We start from the raw sequence: 18,347 nt of genomic DNA, 5'->3' as shown, positions 1-18,347 counted from the left end.
GATGCGTGGTGGTGCTCTCTAGAGAGTGATCCGGATGTCGGGAAGATCGCGGCCCGCGATCAGATACTTGGCGACTTCTGACGTGCCGCCGACGATGGTCAGCGCACGCGCATCGCGATACAGTTGCTCGGCGCGGCCGTATTCCTTCGTGATGCCGTCGCCGCCGAGAATCTGCACGGTTTCGTTGGCGCAGTAGTTCGCGGTTTCGGTCGCGACCAGCTTGGCCATCGCGGCTTCCTTCATCAGCGCCTTGCCGTCGGCGCCCGCGTCGTACATCTTGGTCGCGCGATAGGTGATGAGTTCCGATGCGTCGATGCGCCAGCTCATCTGCGCGATCTTGTCCCAGATGAGCTGCTTGCAGCCGAGCGGCTGACCGAACGATGTGCGCGACTGCGCGTGCGCCGTGGCGATATCGAATGCACTGCGCGCGACGCCGAGACCCGAGCCGCCGAGAATCGCGCGCTCGAAGTTGAACATGCCGCGCATGATGCGAAAGCCGCCGCCTCGCTCGCCGAGCAGATGATCGGCCGGCACGCGGCAATTCTCGAACCTGACTTCGCCGACGATGCAGCCGCGCCGGCCCATGAACGTGTAGTTGCGCGGGAAGCTGATGCCGCGCGCATGCTTCGGCACGGCGACCGCGGTCATGCCGTCACCGGTCAGGCCGTACACGATATAGACATCCGCCACCGACGCGTTCGAGATATATCGCTTGAAGCCGTTGATGACCCACTCGTTGCGCGCTTCATCGAATTCGATGCGCGTTTCCATGCCCGCCGAATCGCTGCCCACGTTCGGCTCGGTCACACAGATCGCGCCGATCGCCGTGCCTTCGAGAATCGGCGTGAGATACGTATCGCGCAGACGCTCGCTCGCATGGCGATGCAGCGGATACGCGCACGAGAGCGCCGTCGCGATGGTCGTCTCGAACGCGTAGTTGATGTAGGACGCCTCTTCGGAAAGGATCGTCGCGTGTGTGAGGCCGGGGTGTTCGAGCTTGCCCTGATACAGATCGGGAAACATCAGCTTCAGATAGCCCGCCGCGCCGAGCGCGCGCACCACATGTTTGACCGCATCCCAGCTTTGACGGTCTTCGATATCGGCGGCGCGCGGTGCAAGCTCGCGTTGCAGGAAGTCGCGGACTTCGGCGCGGAAGGCCCGGTCCGCATCGTCTAAAAGAAAATCGCGCATGGTTGTCGTGTATGTTCGTTCAGGTTCGCTGCGCGTAGATGCGCGCGTCGCGCACCGTCGGCAGAAGGAAGCGCGCGCGGCGAACAGCTTCGTAATCGAGTTCGCCGACGACGAGGCATTCCTCTTCGTCTTGCGCCTGCGCGATGGTCTTGCCGAACGGATCGAGAACGCGCGAGCCGCCCCAGAAGGTCATCATGCCCTCGGTGCCGACGCGGTTCGCCATCACGATCGGCACGCCGTAGGTGAGCGCGTAGAAGCGCAGATTGATGTCCCAGCCCGACGGATTGTCGAAGCCTTCGCCCACTGCCTCGCGCGCCGAGCTGATCGGCACGGCGAGCAGGGTGACGCCGTCGCACATGAGTCCGTGCACGACCGCCGGGTTCCACATGTCGTTGCAGATGGGCGTCGCGACGCGCCATTCGTCATCGATCGCATAGCTTTCAGGCTTTGTGCCCGCGGCGAAGTAGAGACCGTCGCGCAGCTTTCCGTAGGTGGCGAGCATGGTCTTGCGATGCACGTGAACCAGCTTGCCGTTCGCGACCGTCGCCTGGCTGTTGTAGAACTGTCCGCCCGGCGCTTCCTCGATGAAGCCGAACACCACGTGCATCCCGGCGCTCGCTTCCGCGAGCTGGGCGATCGCGGGATCGTCGCGCGTCATCGCGAGCCGCAGCGCGTCCTTGCCGCCGCTATGGCCATGCAGCGAAAGCTCGGGAAAGACGAGCAGACGCACGCCGCGCTGCTTCGCATCGCCGATATGGTCGAGATGCCGCGCGAGGTTCGCGTGCAGGTCGCCGTAAGCCGTATCGGTTTGCGCGGCCGCCACCTTGATCGTGGTCATGAGATCGTTCCTTGGTTTTGCGAGACGCGCGGCTCAGATCAGCCCGGACTCTTTGAGGAACTGATTCGCGACATCGGAGAACGACTTCTTCTGCACGTCGACGCTCGCGTTCAGGCGCGCCATCGTGGACGCGTCGAGCTTCGCCGACAGCGCGTTGAGCAGCGGTCCGAGCGTCGGGTTCGCGTCGAGCGTCGCCTTGCGGATCACCGGCGTCAATGCGTAGGAGGGGAAATAACCCTTGTCGTCCTTCAGCAAGACGAAGTTGAACGCCGGCACGCGGCCATCGGTGGCGAAAACCAGCGCGACATTCACCTGACGATCCTTCAGTGCCTGATACGTGAGGCCCGTGTCCATGCGCTTCACGTCACCCTGGCTGAACTCGAAACCGTATTGCTTTTGCAGCGGGCGGAGACCGTCCGGACGCGCATAGAACTCGGAGTTGCAAGCGAACGTGAGTTCCTTGCCGTCCTTGATCGCTTTCGCGAGATCGCTCATCGTGACGATGCCGAGCTTCTTCGCTTCGTCCTGATTCATCGCGAACGCGTACGTGTTGTTCGCCTTCGACGGGTTCAGCCACACGAGGCCCTTCGCCGCATCCAGTTCCTTGACTTTCTTGTAGGTGTCGTCGGGCGAGAGACGGTCGTTGACCTTGTTGTAGGTGATCAGCGACGTGCCGGTGTATTCCCAGTACACGTCGACCTGGCCGTTCTCCTGCGCCTGACGCAGCACGGCGCTGCCCATGCCGTCCTTCTTCGTCACGGTGAAGCCTTTCGCCTCGAGATAACGCGCGGTCATCTCGGCCATCAACTGCTGCTCCGTGAAGTTCTTTCCGCCGACCACCACCGAGGCGGCACTTGCGGCTGTGCTTGCGAACATCGAAATAAGGATGCCGAACGATACAGCGAATAACTTTCTCATGGTCTCTCTCACCGTTGCGAGTTCAGGTTGATAAGTCAGGTTTGCGGATTCACGCCGCGCGAAACGAGCAGGCGCTGCATCTGCCCGACGAACGCATCCGTGAAGATCGCGAGCAGCGCGGTCGGAACGGCGCCCGCGAGCAGCATGCCGAAGTCATTCAGATCGATGCCGGTGAAGATCAGCTCGCCGAGCCCGCCGCCGCCGATCAGAAATGCGAGCGGCGCCGTGCCGACCGTGATCGCCAGTGCCGTGCGGATGCCCGCGAAGATCACATAGAGCGCATTGGGAAGCTCGACGCGCCAGAGAATCTGCCACGGCGTCATGCCCATGCCGGTCGCGGCTTCGATCAGCGAGGGCGGCACCGCGCGCAGGCCTTCGTAGGTGTTCAATGCGATCGGCAGCAGCGTCGCGACCCACAGCCCGAAGATCGCAGGCACCGCGCCGATGCCCATCACGCTCATCGCGAGGGCGAGCAGCGCGAGTTTCGGCACGGCCTGTCCCGCGTTGAGCGACTGCATCACGACGGCCGCGCCGCGCTTCTGCGAAGGACGGCTCAGATAGACGCCCGCCGGAATCGCGACGATGATCGCGAGCACGCCCGCCACCACGACCATCATCATCATGTGCACGCCCTGATAGACGATGTCGCTGCGGTACTGCACGATGCTTTCCCACCAGCTATCCGCGTGCGCCTGCGTGCTCAATGCAAGCAGCGCGACTGACAAGAGGCGTTTCATGCGTGCTCTCCCGCGGGAAGCTTCAACATATCGACGATGCGTTCCTGACTCACATAGCCGACGAAGCGGCCGTCGTCATCGACGGTGGGCATCCACGATGCGCCGCTCGCGAACATCGTCGAAACGACTGTGCGCAGGTCGTCCTTCTGGCTCGCGGTGGCCTGCACGGGCAGCGCATGCGCCGCCGTGATCGGACCTTCGACTTTCAGCAGGCGGTCGACCGTGAGATAGCCGTGCGGTTTGTCGGCGGCATCGACGAGCACGATCTGTTCGACACCGTGCTTTTCCATCATCGCGCGGGCGCGCGTGCTGTCTTCGCCGACGCGCACGAGGCAGTCGCATGCGCTGAGCGCATCGCGGGCACGCAGCAGACGCAGACGCTTGAGCGCGCGGTCCGAGCCGACGAAGCCTGCGATGAACGGCGTCGCGGGCCGCGCGAGAATGTTGTCCGGCGAATCGAATTGTTCGAGATGGCCGTTGCGGAAGATCGCGATCTTGTCGGCCATTTTCACGGCTTCGTCGATGTCGTGGCTCACGAACATGATTGTCTTCTTCACCTGCTTCTGAATGCGCAGGAACTCGTCCTGAATCAGTTCGCGATTGATCGGATCGATGGCGCCGAACGGTTCATCCATCAGCATGACGGGCGGATCGGTGGCGAGCGCGCGCGCCACGCCCACGCGTTGCGCCTGACCGCCCGACAGGTCCTTCGGATAGCGCGTGAGGTACGTGGCCGGATCGAGCGCCACGATCTCCAGCAGTTCTGCCGCGCGGCGGCGCGCCTTCGCCTTGTCCCAGCCGAGCAGCGTCGGCACCACGCTGATGTTTTCCTCGACCGTCATGTTCGGAAAGAGCCCGATCTGCTGGATCACATAACCGATGCGGCGACGCAACTCGACGACTTCGAACTCGTCCGTATCGCGTCCTTCCAGATAGATCTTGCCGGAGGTGGGGCGCACGAGACGGTTGATCATCTTGAGCGTCGTGGTCTTGCCGCATCCCGACGGCCCGAGCAGCACGCAGATCTCGCCCGCGCCGACTTCCATGTTGATGCCGTCGACGACCGGGCTCGCCGCGCCGTCATATCGCTTGGTAAGGTTGGAGAGCTTGATCATGATCTATTGCGCGTGTCCGGTTTGTTTGCGAAAGCCCGTCATGGCGGAGAGACGCAGCGCGAGGCTGCCTGCGCGGGAAGGCGCGCGAAGACCCTTGGGCGTGAGAAAGCGTTGAACCCATGAAAGACCGATATCGGCGGCGATGGCGAGCACGCTCACCAGAATCGCGCCAGCGATCAACTGACGCGGGTCCGATTGCGAAATGCCGCGGCTGATGAGCTTGCCGAGGCCGCCCGCGCCGATATACGCCGCGATCGCCGCGATGCCCACGTTGATCACCACTGCCATGCGCACGCCGGCCATGATGATCGGCAACGCGATCGGGATCTCGACCTTGCGCAGCCGCTCACCGGTCGTCATGCCCATGCCGCGCGCGGCTTCACGCAGCGCCGGATCGATGTTGGTGATCGCGGTGTAGGTGTTGCGCACGATCGGCAGTTGCGAGTAGAGGAAGAGCGAGATGACCGTCGGCAGAAAGCCGATGCCCTGGCCGATCACCGAGAGGACGGGGATCATCAGGCCGAACAGCGCGACGGAGGGAATCGTCATGATGATCGCGGCGACATACAGCACGATCTTCGCGAGGCGTTGATTGATGGTGATGACGATGCCGAGCGGCACGCCGGTGATGATCGCGAGTCCGACGCCCACGCCGACGATCTCGATGTGCTCGGCGGTCATCCTGGCGATGCTTGCCAGGTTGTCCCAGATGAAGGCAAGGGTTTCCACTATGTCTCCTGAGCTCCTTCGTTGAAGAGCCGTGTCTGTGTTTGGGTCCTGCTATGGACTAAACGATAGAGCGGAGTGGGGACATATGGCTAACATCGACCCGACATTGTTTGTCACAAAAGCGGCATGACGCACACGTGACTACAATTTGTTCTTTTAAATCAGTCGTGTATGAAACTAGGGGAATGTACGATACGGTCAATGCGATGCGGCATCGCGGCGCACGCGCAGGTTGCGCCAGGCGAGCGCGAGGAGGGCGGCGGTCACGCACATCGAGAAGAAATACAGGCCCGCCGGACCCAGGCAAGTCATCACGAACGAAGCCGCGATCGGGCCGATACTGCCGCCGAGCGCGAACGTCAACAGCAGGCCGGCGCTCACCGCCACGCGTTGATGCGAAGCGATCCAGTCGTTCGCGTGCGCGACCGATACGCCGTAGATGGTGAAGATGAGACTCACGAAGAGATACGCGACAGGTTGCACGAACGCCGCGCCGTGAAAGACGAACAGCGTGGCGCTCGCGATCATCAGCGTGAAGGCAATGCCGCGAATCACGCGCGTGCGATCGAGCCTGTCCGACAGATGAGCGAGCGGCCATTGCGGCAGCAGCGCCGCGATCAGCGCGACGCCCATGAAATGCGATATCTCGTCGACGGCATAACCCGCGCCGCGCATATACACGGGATAGAGCGCATAGAACGTGCTGTTGAGCAGACCCGACGCGAAGCATCCCCATAACGCGAGCGGCGCGTCGCGCCATAGCGTCGGCAACGCCTTGAGCTTTGTCTTCGGCGGCGATTCGAGCGGACCGGCCGGCTCGGGCCGTTCATCGCTGTCCGCGACGGCAACACGCGCGAGGCTCGCGGGCACGAGCGACAGCGCGAAGAGGCCCGCCACGAGGCTGAACAGTTCGAAGCCATTCGGACTCGCGACGCCGATGAGAAACTGCCCCGCGCCCACGCACAGATAGGTGGTGATGAGATAGATGGAGAACACGCGTCCGCGAAATGCATTGGGCGCGACGCCATTAAGCCAGCTCTCCATCACGGCGAAGATGCCGACGAGCGAAAAGCCCGTCATGAAGCGCAACGCCATCCAGACGGGCGCTTGCGAACTGACCGCATAACCGAGCGCGCTGCATGCGGCGAGCGCCGCGAAGGCCGCGAACGCGCGATGATGCCCAACGCGCGCGATGATCGCGGAGCCGCGCCACGCGCCGAGCATGAAACCCGTGTAATAAGCGGCCTGAACGAAGCCGATCGTCGAAGCCGGAAAGTTCGCATGGACCATGCGCAGCGCGACCAGTGTGCCGAGCAGGCCATTGCCCATCACGAGCAGCGCGAAGCCGAGCAACAGGCTGGCGATCGACGAAACGATGCGGCCAAAAGGAGGCCCCGTGTCATCGCGTTGATGGCATTCACCCGCAGCACTCATGCTGCCCAGTTCTTCAGTGCTCACGCTCTCGCCTCGAATGAATGCGCGCCGGATCGACGGCTCACTATAAGGACGGGACCGCACCGGCGTGTAGCACGGGAGCGACATCGCCTTGCACGCAGGCGGCATTGTGCGTTGGACGGGCCGGGCGCGGTGTTTGCTCATGCGTTGGTGACATCATCCTGTCATACGGAAATGGACCAATCGCTGAAACGCCTGACAGAAAGAATCGCGCGGCAGATCGCGGAGCGCGAAGCGTCGCTCGTGTCTCTGCGCGCGAGCGCGGAGCATGCGCAGACGAAACACGACCGCGAGCGCATTCTTCTGACGCTCGCCGTGCTCGACGACGAACTCGCCGGATGGCGACAGGTCGCTGCCCGCATCGAGCAGTCGGTGTTATTCGAGCCGCGGCAGCATCGCGCCATTCGCATGCCGGCGCTGCGCTAGTTCGAGCACGCGCTGCGTGCGCGCCCGATTTGTTGCAACATGACGTGAGACCCCGATTTCGAACGAACATACGTGCGCGCGTCACGGTCGCGACGATCGGCACGCCGCGCGTTTTCCATGGAGAACCGCAATGACCGTTTCGAATGACACGCCTGTCTGGTTCATCACCGGATGCTCGACCGGTTTCGGCCGGAAACTGGCGTCGGCGGTGCTCGGGAAGGGCTGGCGTGCGGTCGTGGCGGCGCGCGATCCGGACAGCGTCGCCGATCTCGTCGAACGGGCCGGAGATCGTGCGATCGCGGTGCGTCTCGACGTCACGCGCGCCGATGAAATCCGCGCAGCGGTCGACGATGCTCATGCCGCTTTCGGCCATATCGACGTGCTCGTGAACAACGCGGGTTTCGGCTATCTCTCGGCCGTGGAAGAGGGCGAAGACGACGAAGTGCGCGCGATGTTCGAGACGAATTTCTTCGGCGCCGCCGCGATGATCCGGGCCGTGCTGCCGCGCATGCGCGAGCGTCGCTCGGGGCACGTGGTCAACATTACGTCGGTGGGTGGGCTCGTCGGCAATCCGGGCAGCGGTTATTACGCGGCGACGAAGTTCGCGCTCGAAGGCCTCGGCGAAGCGCTCGCGCGCGAAACCGAAACGCTCGGCATCAAGGTGACGGCGGTCGAGCCGGGACCGTTCCGCACGGATTGGGCGGGGCGGTCGCTGAAGCAGACGCGCAATGTCATCGACGATTACGCGCAGACCTCGGGCGTGCGGCGCGCGGCGATCGCGCAGCGCAGCGGCAAGCAGCCGGGCGATCCGGCGCGGGCCGCGCAGGTGATCATCGAAGCGGTCACGTCGGCCGAGCCGCCGGGGCATCTCGTGCTCGGCGGGCCGGGGCTGGAACTGGTCCGCACGAAGCTCGCGAAGCTCACCGCCGAGATCGATGCCTGGCAGACGCGCAGCGAGTGGACCGATAGCCCGGAGCGCTGATCGTCATGAGGCCGTTGTGCGCGGAGGAACGGCATATTCTCTCGCTCGTCGCCGATGACGCCGCGGCGCTGCACGTCGCGCCGCCATGCGTGCGCTTTGTCGCGGCTTCCGCCGGACCGTGCTATGAGGCCTTGTTCAACCGTATCGAGATCGATCGCGCCACGCTCGCGCTGCCGGAGCCGCTCCTGTGCATCGTCGTGGCGCACGAAGTCGGCCATGCGACGCAACGCAGGGCGATGCTCATCGACTTCGCGTGGACATGCCTCTGCGTCGTCATTCTCCTCGCCATGCCGTGTGTCTTTTTTGCCAGCTCATCCGATGACGACCTGTGGCGCGTGAGCGTTCCCGGTCTCGGTTTCGTGCTGGCGTACATCGTGTGCTGGAAGATTCGGCGCGCGCATGGTGCAAGCCGTTCGGCCGCCCTCGAACTCGATGCCGACGCGAAAGCCGCATCGATCTGCGGTCCTGCATCGGCGCTCGCCGCGCTCGAAGCGATGGCCGCGCGCGGACACATCGACGCTGCACGCATCGAAGCGATGCGTGCGCTTTCTTACAAATAGCTTCCGAAAAACGACGAAGCACGCGCACCCGTCAAGGATGCGCGTGCTTTTATCAATCAAAAAGGCTTACTGCGCGGGTGCGGCGGGAGGCGGCGTCGTCGTTGACGAGGACTTCTTGTGGTGTTTCTGGCCCTTCTTGTGATACGCGGGGCGCGACTTATTGGACGGATAGTCCGCAGCCGCGAACGACAGTGTCGGCGCAGCGAACGCTGCCAGGACCAGAAGCACGAGGGATTTCTTCAAGGACGTTTTCATCGCAGACTCGTTTGGAGGTGATGGCCTTAGAAACCGGCAAAGCAACGCGGGAATTGCCGCTTCGCACGGTGAGCAACATGAGACTCGATTCCGGTGCAACAAAGAGGGCCACTGTCCCGGTCGCGTTCGTACATCTGAGCGCCGGGCGGCGGTCCCGCTTCGGCAACAGTATATTGCACAAAAAAGTGCAATTTCAGTGAAGGGGTACTCAAGTGCCTGATCAAGCAAGATTTTGTCGCTTCGTAGTGCTTCGATAGCTGCGTTTGAGCGCGGGTGGGTCCGCGACAAATGTCATCGACTGCATCTACTATCGTGCCTGTTCTCAACTCAGGGACGACCCAGTGAAAGAAGACGACATCCGCAGGAATGCCTTCGCCATGCCTGTGCACAATCCCGCCTACCCGCGTCCGCCGTTCCGTTTCCTCGAGCGCGAGTACTTCATCATCTCCTATGAGACCGATCTCGACGCGTTGCGCGCCGTGGTGCCCGAACCGCTCAAGGTGGACAACGGTCTCGTGCATTACGAATTCATTCGCATGCCGGATTCATCGGGCTTCGGCGACTACACCGAAAGCGGTCAGGTGATCTCCGTCATCGATCCGGATGGCAACAGGGGCAGCTACACGCATGCGATGTATCTCGACGACGAAGGCCCGATCGCGGGCGGCCGCGAGATCTGGGGCTTTCCGAAGAAGCTCGCGTCGCCGCGTCTTGGCGTCGATGGCAAGGACACGCTGCTCGGCACGCTCGATTACGGCACACAACGCATCGCGACGGGCACGATGGGCTACAAGTATCGTCCGCTCGATCTGGAAGCCGAGCGCAAGAAGCTCGCCGATACGCCGAACTATCTGCTGAAGGTCATCCCGCATGTCGACGGCACCGCGCGCGTGTGCGAACTGGTTCGCTTCTTTCTGCGCGATGTGAGCGTGATCGGCGCATGGGAAGGGCCGGCCGCGCTCGAACTGCATGCGCACGCGCTCGCGCCCGTGGCCGATCTGCCGGTGCGCAAGGTCGTCGGCGCGCGGCATGTCATTGCGAATCTCACGCTCGATATCGGCGAAGTCGCCTACGACTATCTCGCACCGCCCGACGAACTCAAGCTCGCCGTCAATCAATAACTTCGCATCAATCGAAAGGATCAACCAAATGGCATTGCAAGGAAAAGTCGCGCTCGTCACGGGCGCAGCGAGCGGTATCGGCGAACAGACCGCGAGAAAGCTCGCGGCAGACGGCGCGGCGGTCGTCATCGCCGATCTGAATCTCGCGAATGCGCAGACGGTCGCGGACAGCATCGTCGCGGCGGGCGGCAAGGCAATCGCCGTGTCGATGGACGTGACGAGCGAAGACGCGGTGAACGCGGGCATCGAAGAAGCGGTGGCGAAGCTCGGCGGCATCGATGTGCTGGTATCGAACGCGGGCATCCAGATCGTCGCGCCGGTCGAAGAGTACGCGTATGCGGACTGGAAGAAGATGCTCGCGATCCATCTCGACGGCGCGTTCCTCACGACCAAGGCCGCGATCAAGCATATGTACGCATCGGGCAAGGGCGGCTCGATCATCTACATGGGATCGGTGCACTCGCATGAGGCATCGAAGCTGAAGTCGGCGTATGTCACGGCGAAGCACGGCTTGCTGGGACTGGCGCGCGTCGTCGCGAAAGAAGGCGGTCCGCGTGGCGTGCGCGCCAATGTGGTGTGCCCCGGTTTCGTACGCACGCCGCTCGTCGAAAAGCAGATTCCCGAGCAGGCGAAGGCGCTCGGCATCTCGGAAGAAGACGTCGTGAAGAACGTGATGCTGAAGGAAACCGTCGATGGCGAATTCACGACCGTAGCCGATGTCGCGAACACGGTCGCGTTCCTCGCGGGCTTCGAATCGAATGCGCTGACGGGGCAGTCGGTCGTCGTGAGCCACGGCTGGTTCATGCAATAAGGAGAATTCATGCGCCGCAGTCAACGCAACACACTCACGCGGCCGAACGATGTCGCGCTGCCGGACTACGATGATGTTTGCCTCGTGCTGCAAGGCGGCGGCGCGCTGGGTTCATATCAGGCCGGCGTGTTCGAAGGGCTTGCCGAAGTCGGCGTCGAACCGACGTGGACGTCGGGCATTTCCATTGGCGCGCTGAATACCGCGATCATCGCGGGCAATGCGCCTGAAGACCGCGTGGCCGCGCTGCGCGGTTTCTGGAACACGATCTGTCAGCCCGCGGATCTGATCGGGCACGTGGGCGCGTTCGTGCCCGCCGCCTTCGGCTTCGCCAATCTCGGCCGCAAGTTTTCGAGCATGTGGGCGGCGGCGCGCGCGCTGACCGAAGGACAGAAAGGTTTCTTCTCGCCACGCGTGCAGGTGCCGTCGATCCAGACGAAGAGCAGGCGTCCCAGCGAAGTGAGCTACTACGATACCTCGGCGCTGCGCGCGACGCTGCTGCAATTCGCCGATTTCGATCGCATCAACGATGGGCCGATGCGCGTGTCGGTGGGCGCGGTGAATGTGCGTACCGGCAATCTCGTCTACTTCGACAATACGAAGATGCGTCTCGCGCCCGAGCATTTCATGGCCTCGGGTGCGTTGCCGCCGGGCTTTCCGGCGGTGGAGATCGATGGCGAGTTCTACTGGGACGGCGGCCTCGTATCGAATACGCCGCTGACGGAAATCATCCGCGAAAGCCAGCACAAGGACACGCTCGTATTTCAGGTAGATCTGTGGAGCGCGCGCGGCACGCTGCCCGGCGATTTTCTCGATGTGAGCGAGCGCACGAAGGACATTCAGTATTCGAGCCGGACGCGCGCGATCACCGACTTCGTTTCGCATAACCAGAAGCATGCGCGGCTCATCAAGGAACTGCTGGAGCACGTTCCCGAGAAAGTGCGTCGCACGCATCCGGGGTTGCGCGAGGCGCAGCAGGTCGCGGATGGTGGCGCGGTGAACGTCGTGCATCTCATCTACAAGAACAAGTTCTTCGAAGGACACTACAAGGACTTCGAGTTCAGCAACGACACGATGGACGAACACTGGGCGAGCGGTCTCGACGACATTCGCCGCTCGTTCGCGCATCCGGAGTGGTTCGAGGTGCCGAGCCATGATCTCGGCTTCGTGACGCATGACGTGCACCGCTTCGAGCCTGCGCCGAAGGCGACCGCCGAGATGCCGAAGGCGGTGGCGCAGAAGCTGGACGATGTGGATGTGGTCGAAGGGATTTGAAGCCGACGCGGGTTTCCATTACGCTGATCCACTCGTCACGACTTCGAGTAACGTCATGCCCGACTGGAAACCCGCCACTTACCCTTCCGTCAGCCCCTATCTCGTCTGCGCCAACGCTGAAGCGATCATCACGTTTCTCGAACGCGTCTTCGACGGCGCATTGATCCGCCGTTTCGATCGTCCCGACGGCTCGCTGATGCACGCCGAAGTACGCATCGACGACAGTGTCGTGATGATCGGCGGCGGCGCGACGGATCAGCAATCGTCCGGTCCGCACATCCACGTCTATGTGCCCGACGCGCAAGCCGTCTACGACCGCGCGTTGCAACACGGCGCGCGCAGCGTGCAGGCGCCCGGGCGCAAACGCGCCGATGACGACTTCCGTGGCGGCTTTTGCGATGCCGCCGGCACGACGTGGTGGGTTGCGACACAGTAACCGGCTAACGTTTTTTTCTCCTTGCGCGCGCCTCGGGCTTGCCGAGACTCTCGCGCAGCGCGTCCGTCAGCGTGTTCAGAAACTGATCGACCACGGGCGGCAGACGGCGCTCGCGCATCACCGTCACCTGCAGCAGACGTTCGTTGAGCAAAGGCTCGTCGATAGGCGTGGCGACGAGCGTCTGCCGGCCGGGATCGCCTTCGAGCGCGACCGCGCTGCCCAGCGTGATCGCGCCGGTGAGCGCGGCGAAATGATGCATGGCGCTCGAGTTGTTGCTCGTAAGAACCGGCTCCAGATGCACGCCGCGCGCCGAGCAACACCAGTCGATCAACTGGCGCACGGTGGTGCCGCGATCGAGCACGGCAGTGGGGTACTGAAGGATATCGTCGAGCGTGAGGCCTGGCTTGCTCGCGAGCGGATGCGTCGGCGGCAGCAACGCGCACACCGGCGCCTTGACGCTGTATTCGACGCTCAGCGCCGTCGATGTCGAGGTCGAAAACGCGAGCCCGATATCCACTTCGCCGCTCGCGACCCAATGCTCGACCTGCCCGGGCGTGCCGGAGCGCATCACGAAGCGCGTGCGCGGGTGCTCGCGATAATGCGCCGCCATCACGCTCGGCAGAAAGCAGCGCGTGAAACCCTCCGTGCAGCCGATGCGTACGATCCCGCGCCCGAGCGCATGCATGTCCGAGATTTCGTCGAGCACCGCGTCGCCATCCATCAGCGCGCGACGCGCGTGCTGCACCAGCAGTTCGCCCGCTTCGGTCAGGATCATGCCGCGCGGCATGCGCTCGAATAGCGGCGTGCCCGCCTGCTCCTCCAGCTTCGCGATTTGCCGGCTGATCGCCGACACCGCCACGTGAAGCTGTTCCGACGCCGCCGCGAGCGAGCCGACGCGCGCGACTTCCACGAAGTATTTGAGTGCTATGCCATGCAGCACGATGCTTTCCCCGATCGTCGAGCGTTGCCTTTTTGGCAATGCTATCCGCAAATTTTGAAATTGTCGCGAATTATTGGCGTTCCTAGACTGGCCGGAATTGCAGTGATCATTTCATCCGGAGACGTCGTGAAAGAGCCCCATAACACTCGAAAAACCGCCATCGATATAGCGTGCCAGTCGTTCGATTCGGGCGTGTTTTTGGCCGATTTGCAGCGCCGCGTCGCGTTTCGCACCGAGAGCCAGAACGGGCCGAATGCCGCGCTGCACGCCTATCTGACCGATGAAGTCAGCGACACGCTCGCGCGTCTCGGCTTCACGGCGCGCGTGATCGAAAACCCCGTCGCCGACGGCCCGCCGTTTCTGATCGCCGAACGGCACGAGTCGGATCGCGCGCCGACCGTGCTGACCTACGGCCACGGCGATGTCGTGCGCGGCTACGACGAGCAATGGCGCGCGGGCCTGAAGCCGTGGGAGATCGTCGTCGACAAAGACCGCTGGTACGGTCGCGGCACCGCCGACAACAAGGGCCAGCATTCGGTCAACTTCGCGGCGCTCGCAGCGGTGCTGCAGGCGCGCGGCGGCAAGCTCGGCTACAACGTGAAGGTGATCTTCGAGACCGGCGAGGAAATCGGCTCGCCGGGTCTCGACGAAGTCTGCGCCGCGCACCAGGACGCGCTCGCAGCCGATGTGTTCATCGCGTCCGATGGCCCGCGCGTCTCGGCGGAGCGGCCGACGCTCTTTCTCGGTTCGCGCGGCGGCGTGCCGTTTGAACTGACGGTCGATCTGCGCGAAGGCGGGCATCACTCGGGCAACTGGGGCGGCGTGCTGCGCAATCCGGCGGTCGTGCTGTCCCATGCGATCGCGAGTCTCGTCGATCGCAACGGGCGCATTACTGTCGAGGGATTGCGGCCGCCGCCGATTTCCGCTGCGGTCCGCGCCGCGCTCGCCGATATCGAACTGGGCCGCGACGAAAGCTCGCCCGAGATCGATCCGACCTGGGGCGAACCGGGCCTGACGCCGACCGAACGCGTGATCGGCTGGAATGCGCTCGAAGTGCTCGCGATGAAATCCGGCAACGCCGATGCGCCCGTCAACGCGATTCCGCCCGCCGCGAAAGCGGTGTGTCAGTTGCGCTTCGTCGTCGGCACGGACTGGGAGAACTTGCAGACGCATCTCGAAAGCCATTTCGCGGCGCAGGGCTTCACCGAAGTGAGCGTGAAGGCGACGCGCGGCACGCCCGCGACGCGTCTCGAACTCGACGATCCGTGGGTGCACTGGGCGCTCGATTCGATGCGCGCGACCACCGGCAAGAAGCCGGCCTTGCTGCCGAATCTCGGCGGCACCGTGCCCAACGACGTCTTCGCCAAAACGCTCGGCCTGCCGACGCTCTGGGTGCCGCATTCATATCCCGCCTGCAATCAGCACGCGCCGAACGAGCACGTGCTCGCGCCGGTCATGCGCGAATCGCTCGGCCTGATGGCGGGCCTCTGGTGGGATCTCGGCGAAGCGGGCGAGGCGATCGTCGCCACGCGCAACGCCCGTTGACAGACGACTTCACTCACACGCGGACATCATGAACAAAAAGCCTCTGAGTCTGACGCAGATCGTGCTCGCGACTTCGGTCGGCAACGCGCTCGAATGGTTCGATATCGCGATCTATGCGTTTTTCGCGGTGTATATCGCGAAGAACTTTTTCCCGGCCGCGAACGAGACAGCGTCGATGCTGCTCACCTTCGGCTCGTTCGGCGCATCGTATCTGGTGCGGCCGATCGGCGGCATGGTGCTCGGCGCCTATGCCGACAAGCGCGGGCGCAAGGCGGCGCTGATGATGTCGGTCGGCCTGATGATGATCGGCACGGCGATCATCGCGGTGATTCCGACTTACGCGTCGATCGGGCTGATCGCGCCGGCGGGCGTGTTCATCGCGCGTCTGATCCAGGGCTTTTCGGCGGGCGGGGAGTTCGGCGCGTCCACGGCCATGCTGATCGAGCACGCGCCCGACCGGCGCGGCCTGCTCGCGAGCTGGCAATTCGCGACGCAAGGACTCGCGACCTTGCTCGCGTCGCTCTTCGGTTTCGCGCTCGCCAAGCTGATGCCCGCCGCCGAACTCGCCGCCTGGGGCTGGCGCATTCCGTTCTTCTTCGGCTTGCTGATCGGGCCGGCGGGCCTGTTCCTGAGGCGCTATCTGGAAGACGCGACCGATTACACCGAAGCCGAACATACGGCCACGCCGGTGCGCGATGTGTTCGCGCGGCAAAAGACCTTGCTGCTGATTTCGATCGGCGCGCTGACGGTGTCGACGGCAGTGAACTATCTGCTGCAGTACGTGCCGACGTTTGCGATGCGCGAGCTGCATCTCGATGCCTCGACGGGCTTCGCGGCGAGCACCGTCGCGGGATTGATGCTGACCTTGGTCACGCCGTTCGCAGGCCATCTGTCGGACAAGATCGGGCGCGTGAAGCAGATGTCGACCGCCGCGTTGCTGCTTTTCGTGACGGGGTATCCGGCGTTCGCGTATGTCGTCGGGCATGTGTCGGTGCCGGCGCTGTTCGCGCTCGTCGCGTGGCTGGCGCTGCTCAAGGCGATCTACTTCGGCGCGTTGCCGGCGCTGATGTCGGAGATCTTTCCCGTGTCGACGCGCGCGACGGGCATGTCGATCGGCTATAACATCGGCGTGACGGTGTTCGGCGGCTTCACGCCCGCGATCATCATCTGGCTGCTGAGCGCGACCGGCAGCAAGGCGGCGCCGAGCTTCTACATGATGTTCACCGCGATGATCAGTCTCGCGGCGCTGGCTGCGGTGAGCCGGGGCAAGGGCGGGATGGGGGCGTTGCGCGTCGCGGCGTGAGGGCGGCTGCCCGCCGCATGCAGCGGGCAGTCCTGGCACAGTCGTCCTTACTTCACCTCTTTTCTCTCGATCTTCTTGCCCGTCTCCTTGATATAGCGCTCGACATACTCGTCGGTGAGCTTGCGGATCGCGCGTCCGATCTTCCGGTAGTCGGACTCGTTGAGATTCGCGAGCGATACACGCCCCGACGGATGCTTCGTGCCGAAGCCCATGCCCGGCAGCAGCACGACGCGCGCGTCGGTCGCCAGACGGAACAGCAGTTCCGACGCCTCGGTGTGCTTGAGCAGCCAGTCGACGAATTCGCGCCCGTACGCACGCTCGCCGAAATACTCCATGTCGATGATCGAGTAGTAGTCGACCTGATTCGCGTCCTTCTCGTCGAACGCGATGCCGATCTCTTCATAAAGCGCGCGCTTGCGGCTGCGGATCAGGCGCTTGAGCGCGTCCTTGTAGGCATCCGGCGTGTCCATCAGCGAGAAGAGCGAGAACAGCACCATCTGCACCTGCTGAGGCGTCGACAGTCCCGCCGTGTGATTCAGCGCGACAGTGCGGCTGTCCGCAACCAGCCGGTCGATGAACTTCAGCTTGTCCGGCTCGGTCGTGATCGACTCGTAGCGATGGTGCAGGATCTTCTTCGTGTCCTTCGGCAACTCGGAAATCAGCTTGTCGAGGATGTTGTCCTTGTGCGTCGCGATCGTGCCGAGCCGCCAGCCCGTCGCGCCGAAATACTTGGAGTACGAGTAGACGAGAATCGTGTTCTTCGGCGCGAGCGCGAACAGCGACACGAAGTCGTCGGCGAAGGTGCCGTACACGTCATCCGTCAGCAGGATCAGATCGGGGCGTTCCTTGACGATCTGCGCGATGTATTCGAGGCTCTCGTCGCTGATCCTCACGGAAGGCGGATTGCTCGGGTTCACGAGGAAGAACGCCTTCACCTTCGGATCGCGCAGCTTGTCGAGTTCGGCCTTCGAGTATTGCCAGTTGTTCTCGACATCGGCATCCAGATTCACGACTTTCAGGTCGTACTCGCCGAGCGTCGGAATCTCGATGTACGGCGTGAAGATCGGGCGGCCGAGCGCGATGGTGTCGCCCGCCTTGATCAGATGGTTCTGCTTCATCGTGTTGAAGATGTACGTCATCGCGGCCGTGCCGCCCTCGACGGCGAAGATGTCGAACTCGCCGACGAACGGATACTTGCCGATCATCTCGCGCCGCAGATATTGCCCGACGATGACTTCCGAGAGCTTCAGCATCCGGTCCGGCACCGGATAGTTCGACGCGAGAATGCCTTCGCACATCTCATAGAGGAAATCGTTGCCCGACAGGCCGAGCTGATCGCGCACATACGACACCGCGCCCGCGAGAAACGCGATGCCGGGCACGCCCTTGTTCTCGCGCAGGAATAACTCGAAGCGCTCGCTCAGCCCTTCACGCTTCGGAAAACCGCCGACGCCCTCGGGCATGTACGCGAACGAGCGCTCCGACTCGCGCATCGCGAAGAGGCCGAGCTGCCAGAAGCCGTGGCGCGGAATCGTCGCGAGAAAGTTCGGGTTGCCGCGTCCGGCGTTCAGCATCGAGATATTGGCCGGACGTTCGACTGCTCCGCCGCCCGCCGCCTTGATCAGCTCGTCTTTCAGTTCGAACGGACTCAATGCCTGCAGCGCTGCCTGATCCTTGCTCTTGTTGGCCTTTGCCATGATGCGTTCTCCAGTG

General features: G+C 63.4%; 19 protein-coding genes. 9 read left to right on the top strand and 10 right to left on the bottom strand.

All coding sequences use genetic code 11. The annotated features are described in order from the left end of the window. Positions 1-18: 18 nt before the first annotated feature. The 7 genes from BTHE68_RS30115 to BTHE68_RS30085 form a co-directional block, all read right to left on the bottom strand. Positions 19-1,191 carry an acyl-CoA dehydrogenase family protein gene (locus tag BTHE68_RS30115; protein WP_162069958.1) on the bottom strand — a complete coding sequence of 391 codons (1,173 nt, stop codon included), beginning with the start codon at positions 1,189-1,191 and terminating at the stop codon, positions 19-21. A 19-nt stretch (positions 1,192-1,210) separates the two neighbouring features. Further along, the gene (locus tag BTHE68_RS30110) at positions 1,211-2,029 is read right to left on the bottom strand and encodes a nitrilase-related carbon-nitrogen hydrolase (RefSeq protein ID WP_162069957.1); all 819 of its coding nucleotides are present in this window, start codon (positions 2,027-2,029) and stop codon (positions 1,211-1,213) included. 33 nt (positions 2,030-2,062) lie between these two features. Beyond that, positions 2,063-2,947, bottom strand: coding sequence for a glycine betaine ABC transporter substrate-binding protein (locus BTHE68_RS30105; RefSeq protein WP_162069956.1), 885 nt, complete (start codon positions 2,945-2,947; stop codon positions 2,063-2,065). A 35-nt stretch (positions 2,948-2,982) separates the two neighbouring features. Beyond that, positions 2,983-3,684 carry an ABC transporter permease gene (locus tag BTHE68_RS30100; protein WP_162069955.1) on the bottom strand — a complete coding sequence of 234 codons (702 nt, stop codon included), beginning with the start codon at positions 3,682-3,684 and terminating at the stop codon, positions 2,983-2,985. Beyond that, complete coding sequence (locus BTHE68_RS30095) at positions 3,681-4,799, bottom strand: ABC transporter ATP-binding protein (protein WP_162069954.1); 1,119 nt, start codon at positions 4,797-4,799, stop codon at positions 3,681-3,683. The genes BTHE68_RS30100 and BTHE68_RS30095 overlap by 4 nt, the downstream gene beginning before the upstream one ends. A gap of 3 nt (positions 4,800-4,802) precedes the next feature. Continuing rightward, positions 4,803-5,528: an ABC transporter permease gene (locus tag BTHE68_RS30090; RefSeq protein WP_162069953.1), complete on the bottom strand. Its 726-nt coding sequence runs from the start codon at positions 5,526-5,528 to the stop codon at positions 4,803-4,805. A 198-nt stretch (positions 5,529-5,726) separates the two neighbouring features. Then, positions 5,727-6,986, bottom strand: a complete 1,260-nt coding sequence (locus tag BTHE68_RS30085; RefSeq protein WP_162069952.1) for an MFS transporter — start codon at positions 6,984-6,986, stop codon at positions 5,727-5,729. 171 nt (positions 6,987-7,157) lie between these two features. Between BTHE68_RS30085 and BTHE68_RS30080 the strand changes: the two genes are divergently transcribed. The 3 genes from BTHE68_RS30080 to BTHE68_RS30070 all read left to right on the top strand — a co-directional run bounded on the left by BTHE68_RS30080 (position 7,158) and on the right by BTHE68_RS30070 (position 8,951). Further along, the gene (locus BTHE68_RS30080; protein WP_162069951.1) at positions 7,158-7,409 is read left to right on the top strand and encodes a hypothetical protein; all 252 of its coding nucleotides are present in this window, start codon (positions 7,158-7,160) and stop codon (positions 7,407-7,409) included. 130 nt (positions 7,410-7,539) lie between these two features. After that, a complete protein-coding gene (locus BTHE68_RS30075) occupies positions 7,540-8,391 on the top strand; it encodes an oxidoreductase (protein ID WP_162069950.1) in 852 nt (283 codons plus the stop codon). Between the two features lie 5 nt (positions 8,392-8,396). Beyond that, complete coding sequence (locus BTHE68_RS30070; RefSeq protein WP_162069949.1) at positions 8,397-8,951, top strand: hypothetical protein; 555 nt, start codon at positions 8,397-8,399, stop codon at positions 8,949-8,951. A 66-nt stretch (positions 8,952-9,017) separates the two neighbouring features. On the opposite strand, the gene BTHE68_RS30065 is transcribed toward BTHE68_RS30070, so the two are convergent. Next, positions 9,018-9,206, bottom strand: a complete 189-nt coding sequence (locus tag BTHE68_RS30065; protein ID WP_162069734.1) for a hypothetical protein — start codon at positions 9,204-9,206, stop codon at positions 9,018-9,020. Positions 9,207-9,547: 341 nt separating this feature from the next. Here BTHE68_RS30065 and BTHE68_RS30060 point away from each other — a divergent pair, with 341 nt between their 5' ends. Genes BTHE68_RS30060 through BTHE68_RS30045 form a run of 4 tightly spaced genes read left to right on the top strand, consistent with a single transcriptional unit; the run spans position 9,548 to position 12,846 of the window. Next, a complete protein-coding gene (locus tag BTHE68_RS30060; protein ID WP_162069948.1) occupies positions 9,548-10,327 on the top strand; it encodes an acetoacetate decarboxylase in 780 nt (259 codons plus the stop codon). 28 nt (positions 10,328-10,355) lie between these two features. Continuing rightward, complete coding sequence (locus BTHE68_RS30055; protein WP_162069947.1) at positions 10,356-11,138, top strand: 3-hydroxybutyrate dehydrogenase; 783 nt, start codon at positions 10,356-10,358, stop codon at positions 11,136-11,138. Between the two features lie 9 nt (positions 11,139-11,147). Further along, complete coding sequence (locus BTHE68_RS30050) at positions 11,148-12,410, top strand: DUF3734 domain-containing protein (RefSeq protein ID WP_162069946.1); 1,263 nt, start codon at positions 11,148-11,150, stop codon at positions 12,408-12,410. Between the two features lie 55 nt (positions 12,411-12,465). Further along, positions 12,466-12,846, top strand: a complete 381-nt coding sequence (locus BTHE68_RS30045; protein ID WP_162069945.1) for a VOC family protein — start codon at positions 12,466-12,468, stop codon at positions 12,844-12,846. Positions 12,847-12,850: 4 nt separating this feature from the next. On the opposite strand, the gene BTHE68_RS30040 is transcribed toward BTHE68_RS30045, so the two are convergent. Beyond that, entirely contained in the window at positions 12,851-13,786 is a 936-nt protein-coding gene (locus BTHE68_RS30040) for a LysR family transcriptional regulator (RefSeq protein WP_162069944.1), read from the bottom strand. 126 nt (positions 13,787-13,912) lie between these two features. Here BTHE68_RS30040 and BTHE68_RS30035 point away from each other — a divergent pair, with 126 nt between their 5' ends. Both BTHE68_RS30035 and BTHE68_RS30030 read left to right on the top strand, forming a co-directional pair. Further along, entirely contained in the window at positions 13,913-15,331 is a 1,419-nt protein-coding gene (locus BTHE68_RS30035) for a M20 family metallopeptidase (protein ID WP_162069943.1), read from the top strand. A gap of 25 nt (positions 15,332-15,356) precedes the next feature. Then, positions 15,357-16,634 carry an MFS transporter gene (locus BTHE68_RS30030; RefSeq protein WP_061177843.1) on the top strand — a complete coding sequence of 426 codons (1,278 nt, stop codon included), beginning with the start codon at positions 15,357-15,359 and terminating at the stop codon, positions 16,632-16,634. A 47-nt stretch (positions 16,635-16,681) separates the two neighbouring features. Here the strand turns inward: BTHE68_RS30030 and BTHE68_RS30025 are convergent, their stop codons facing one another. Next, positions 16,682-18,331, bottom strand: coding sequence for a bifunctional aspartate transaminase/aspartate 4-decarboxylase (locus BTHE68_RS30025; protein ID WP_162069942.1), 1,650 nt, complete (start codon positions 18,329-18,331; stop codon positions 16,682-16,684). Between the last annotated feature and the right edge of the window lie 16 nt (positions 18,332-18,347).

It is taken from the genome of Burkholderia sp. THE68, from assembly GCF_009938265.1.
In the GTDB taxonomy this organism is placed as follows: Bacteria; Pseudomonadota; Gammaproteobacteria; order Burkholderiales; family Burkholderiaceae; genus Caballeronia.
This window is presented reverse-complemented; position numbering and strand designations above follow the sequence as displayed.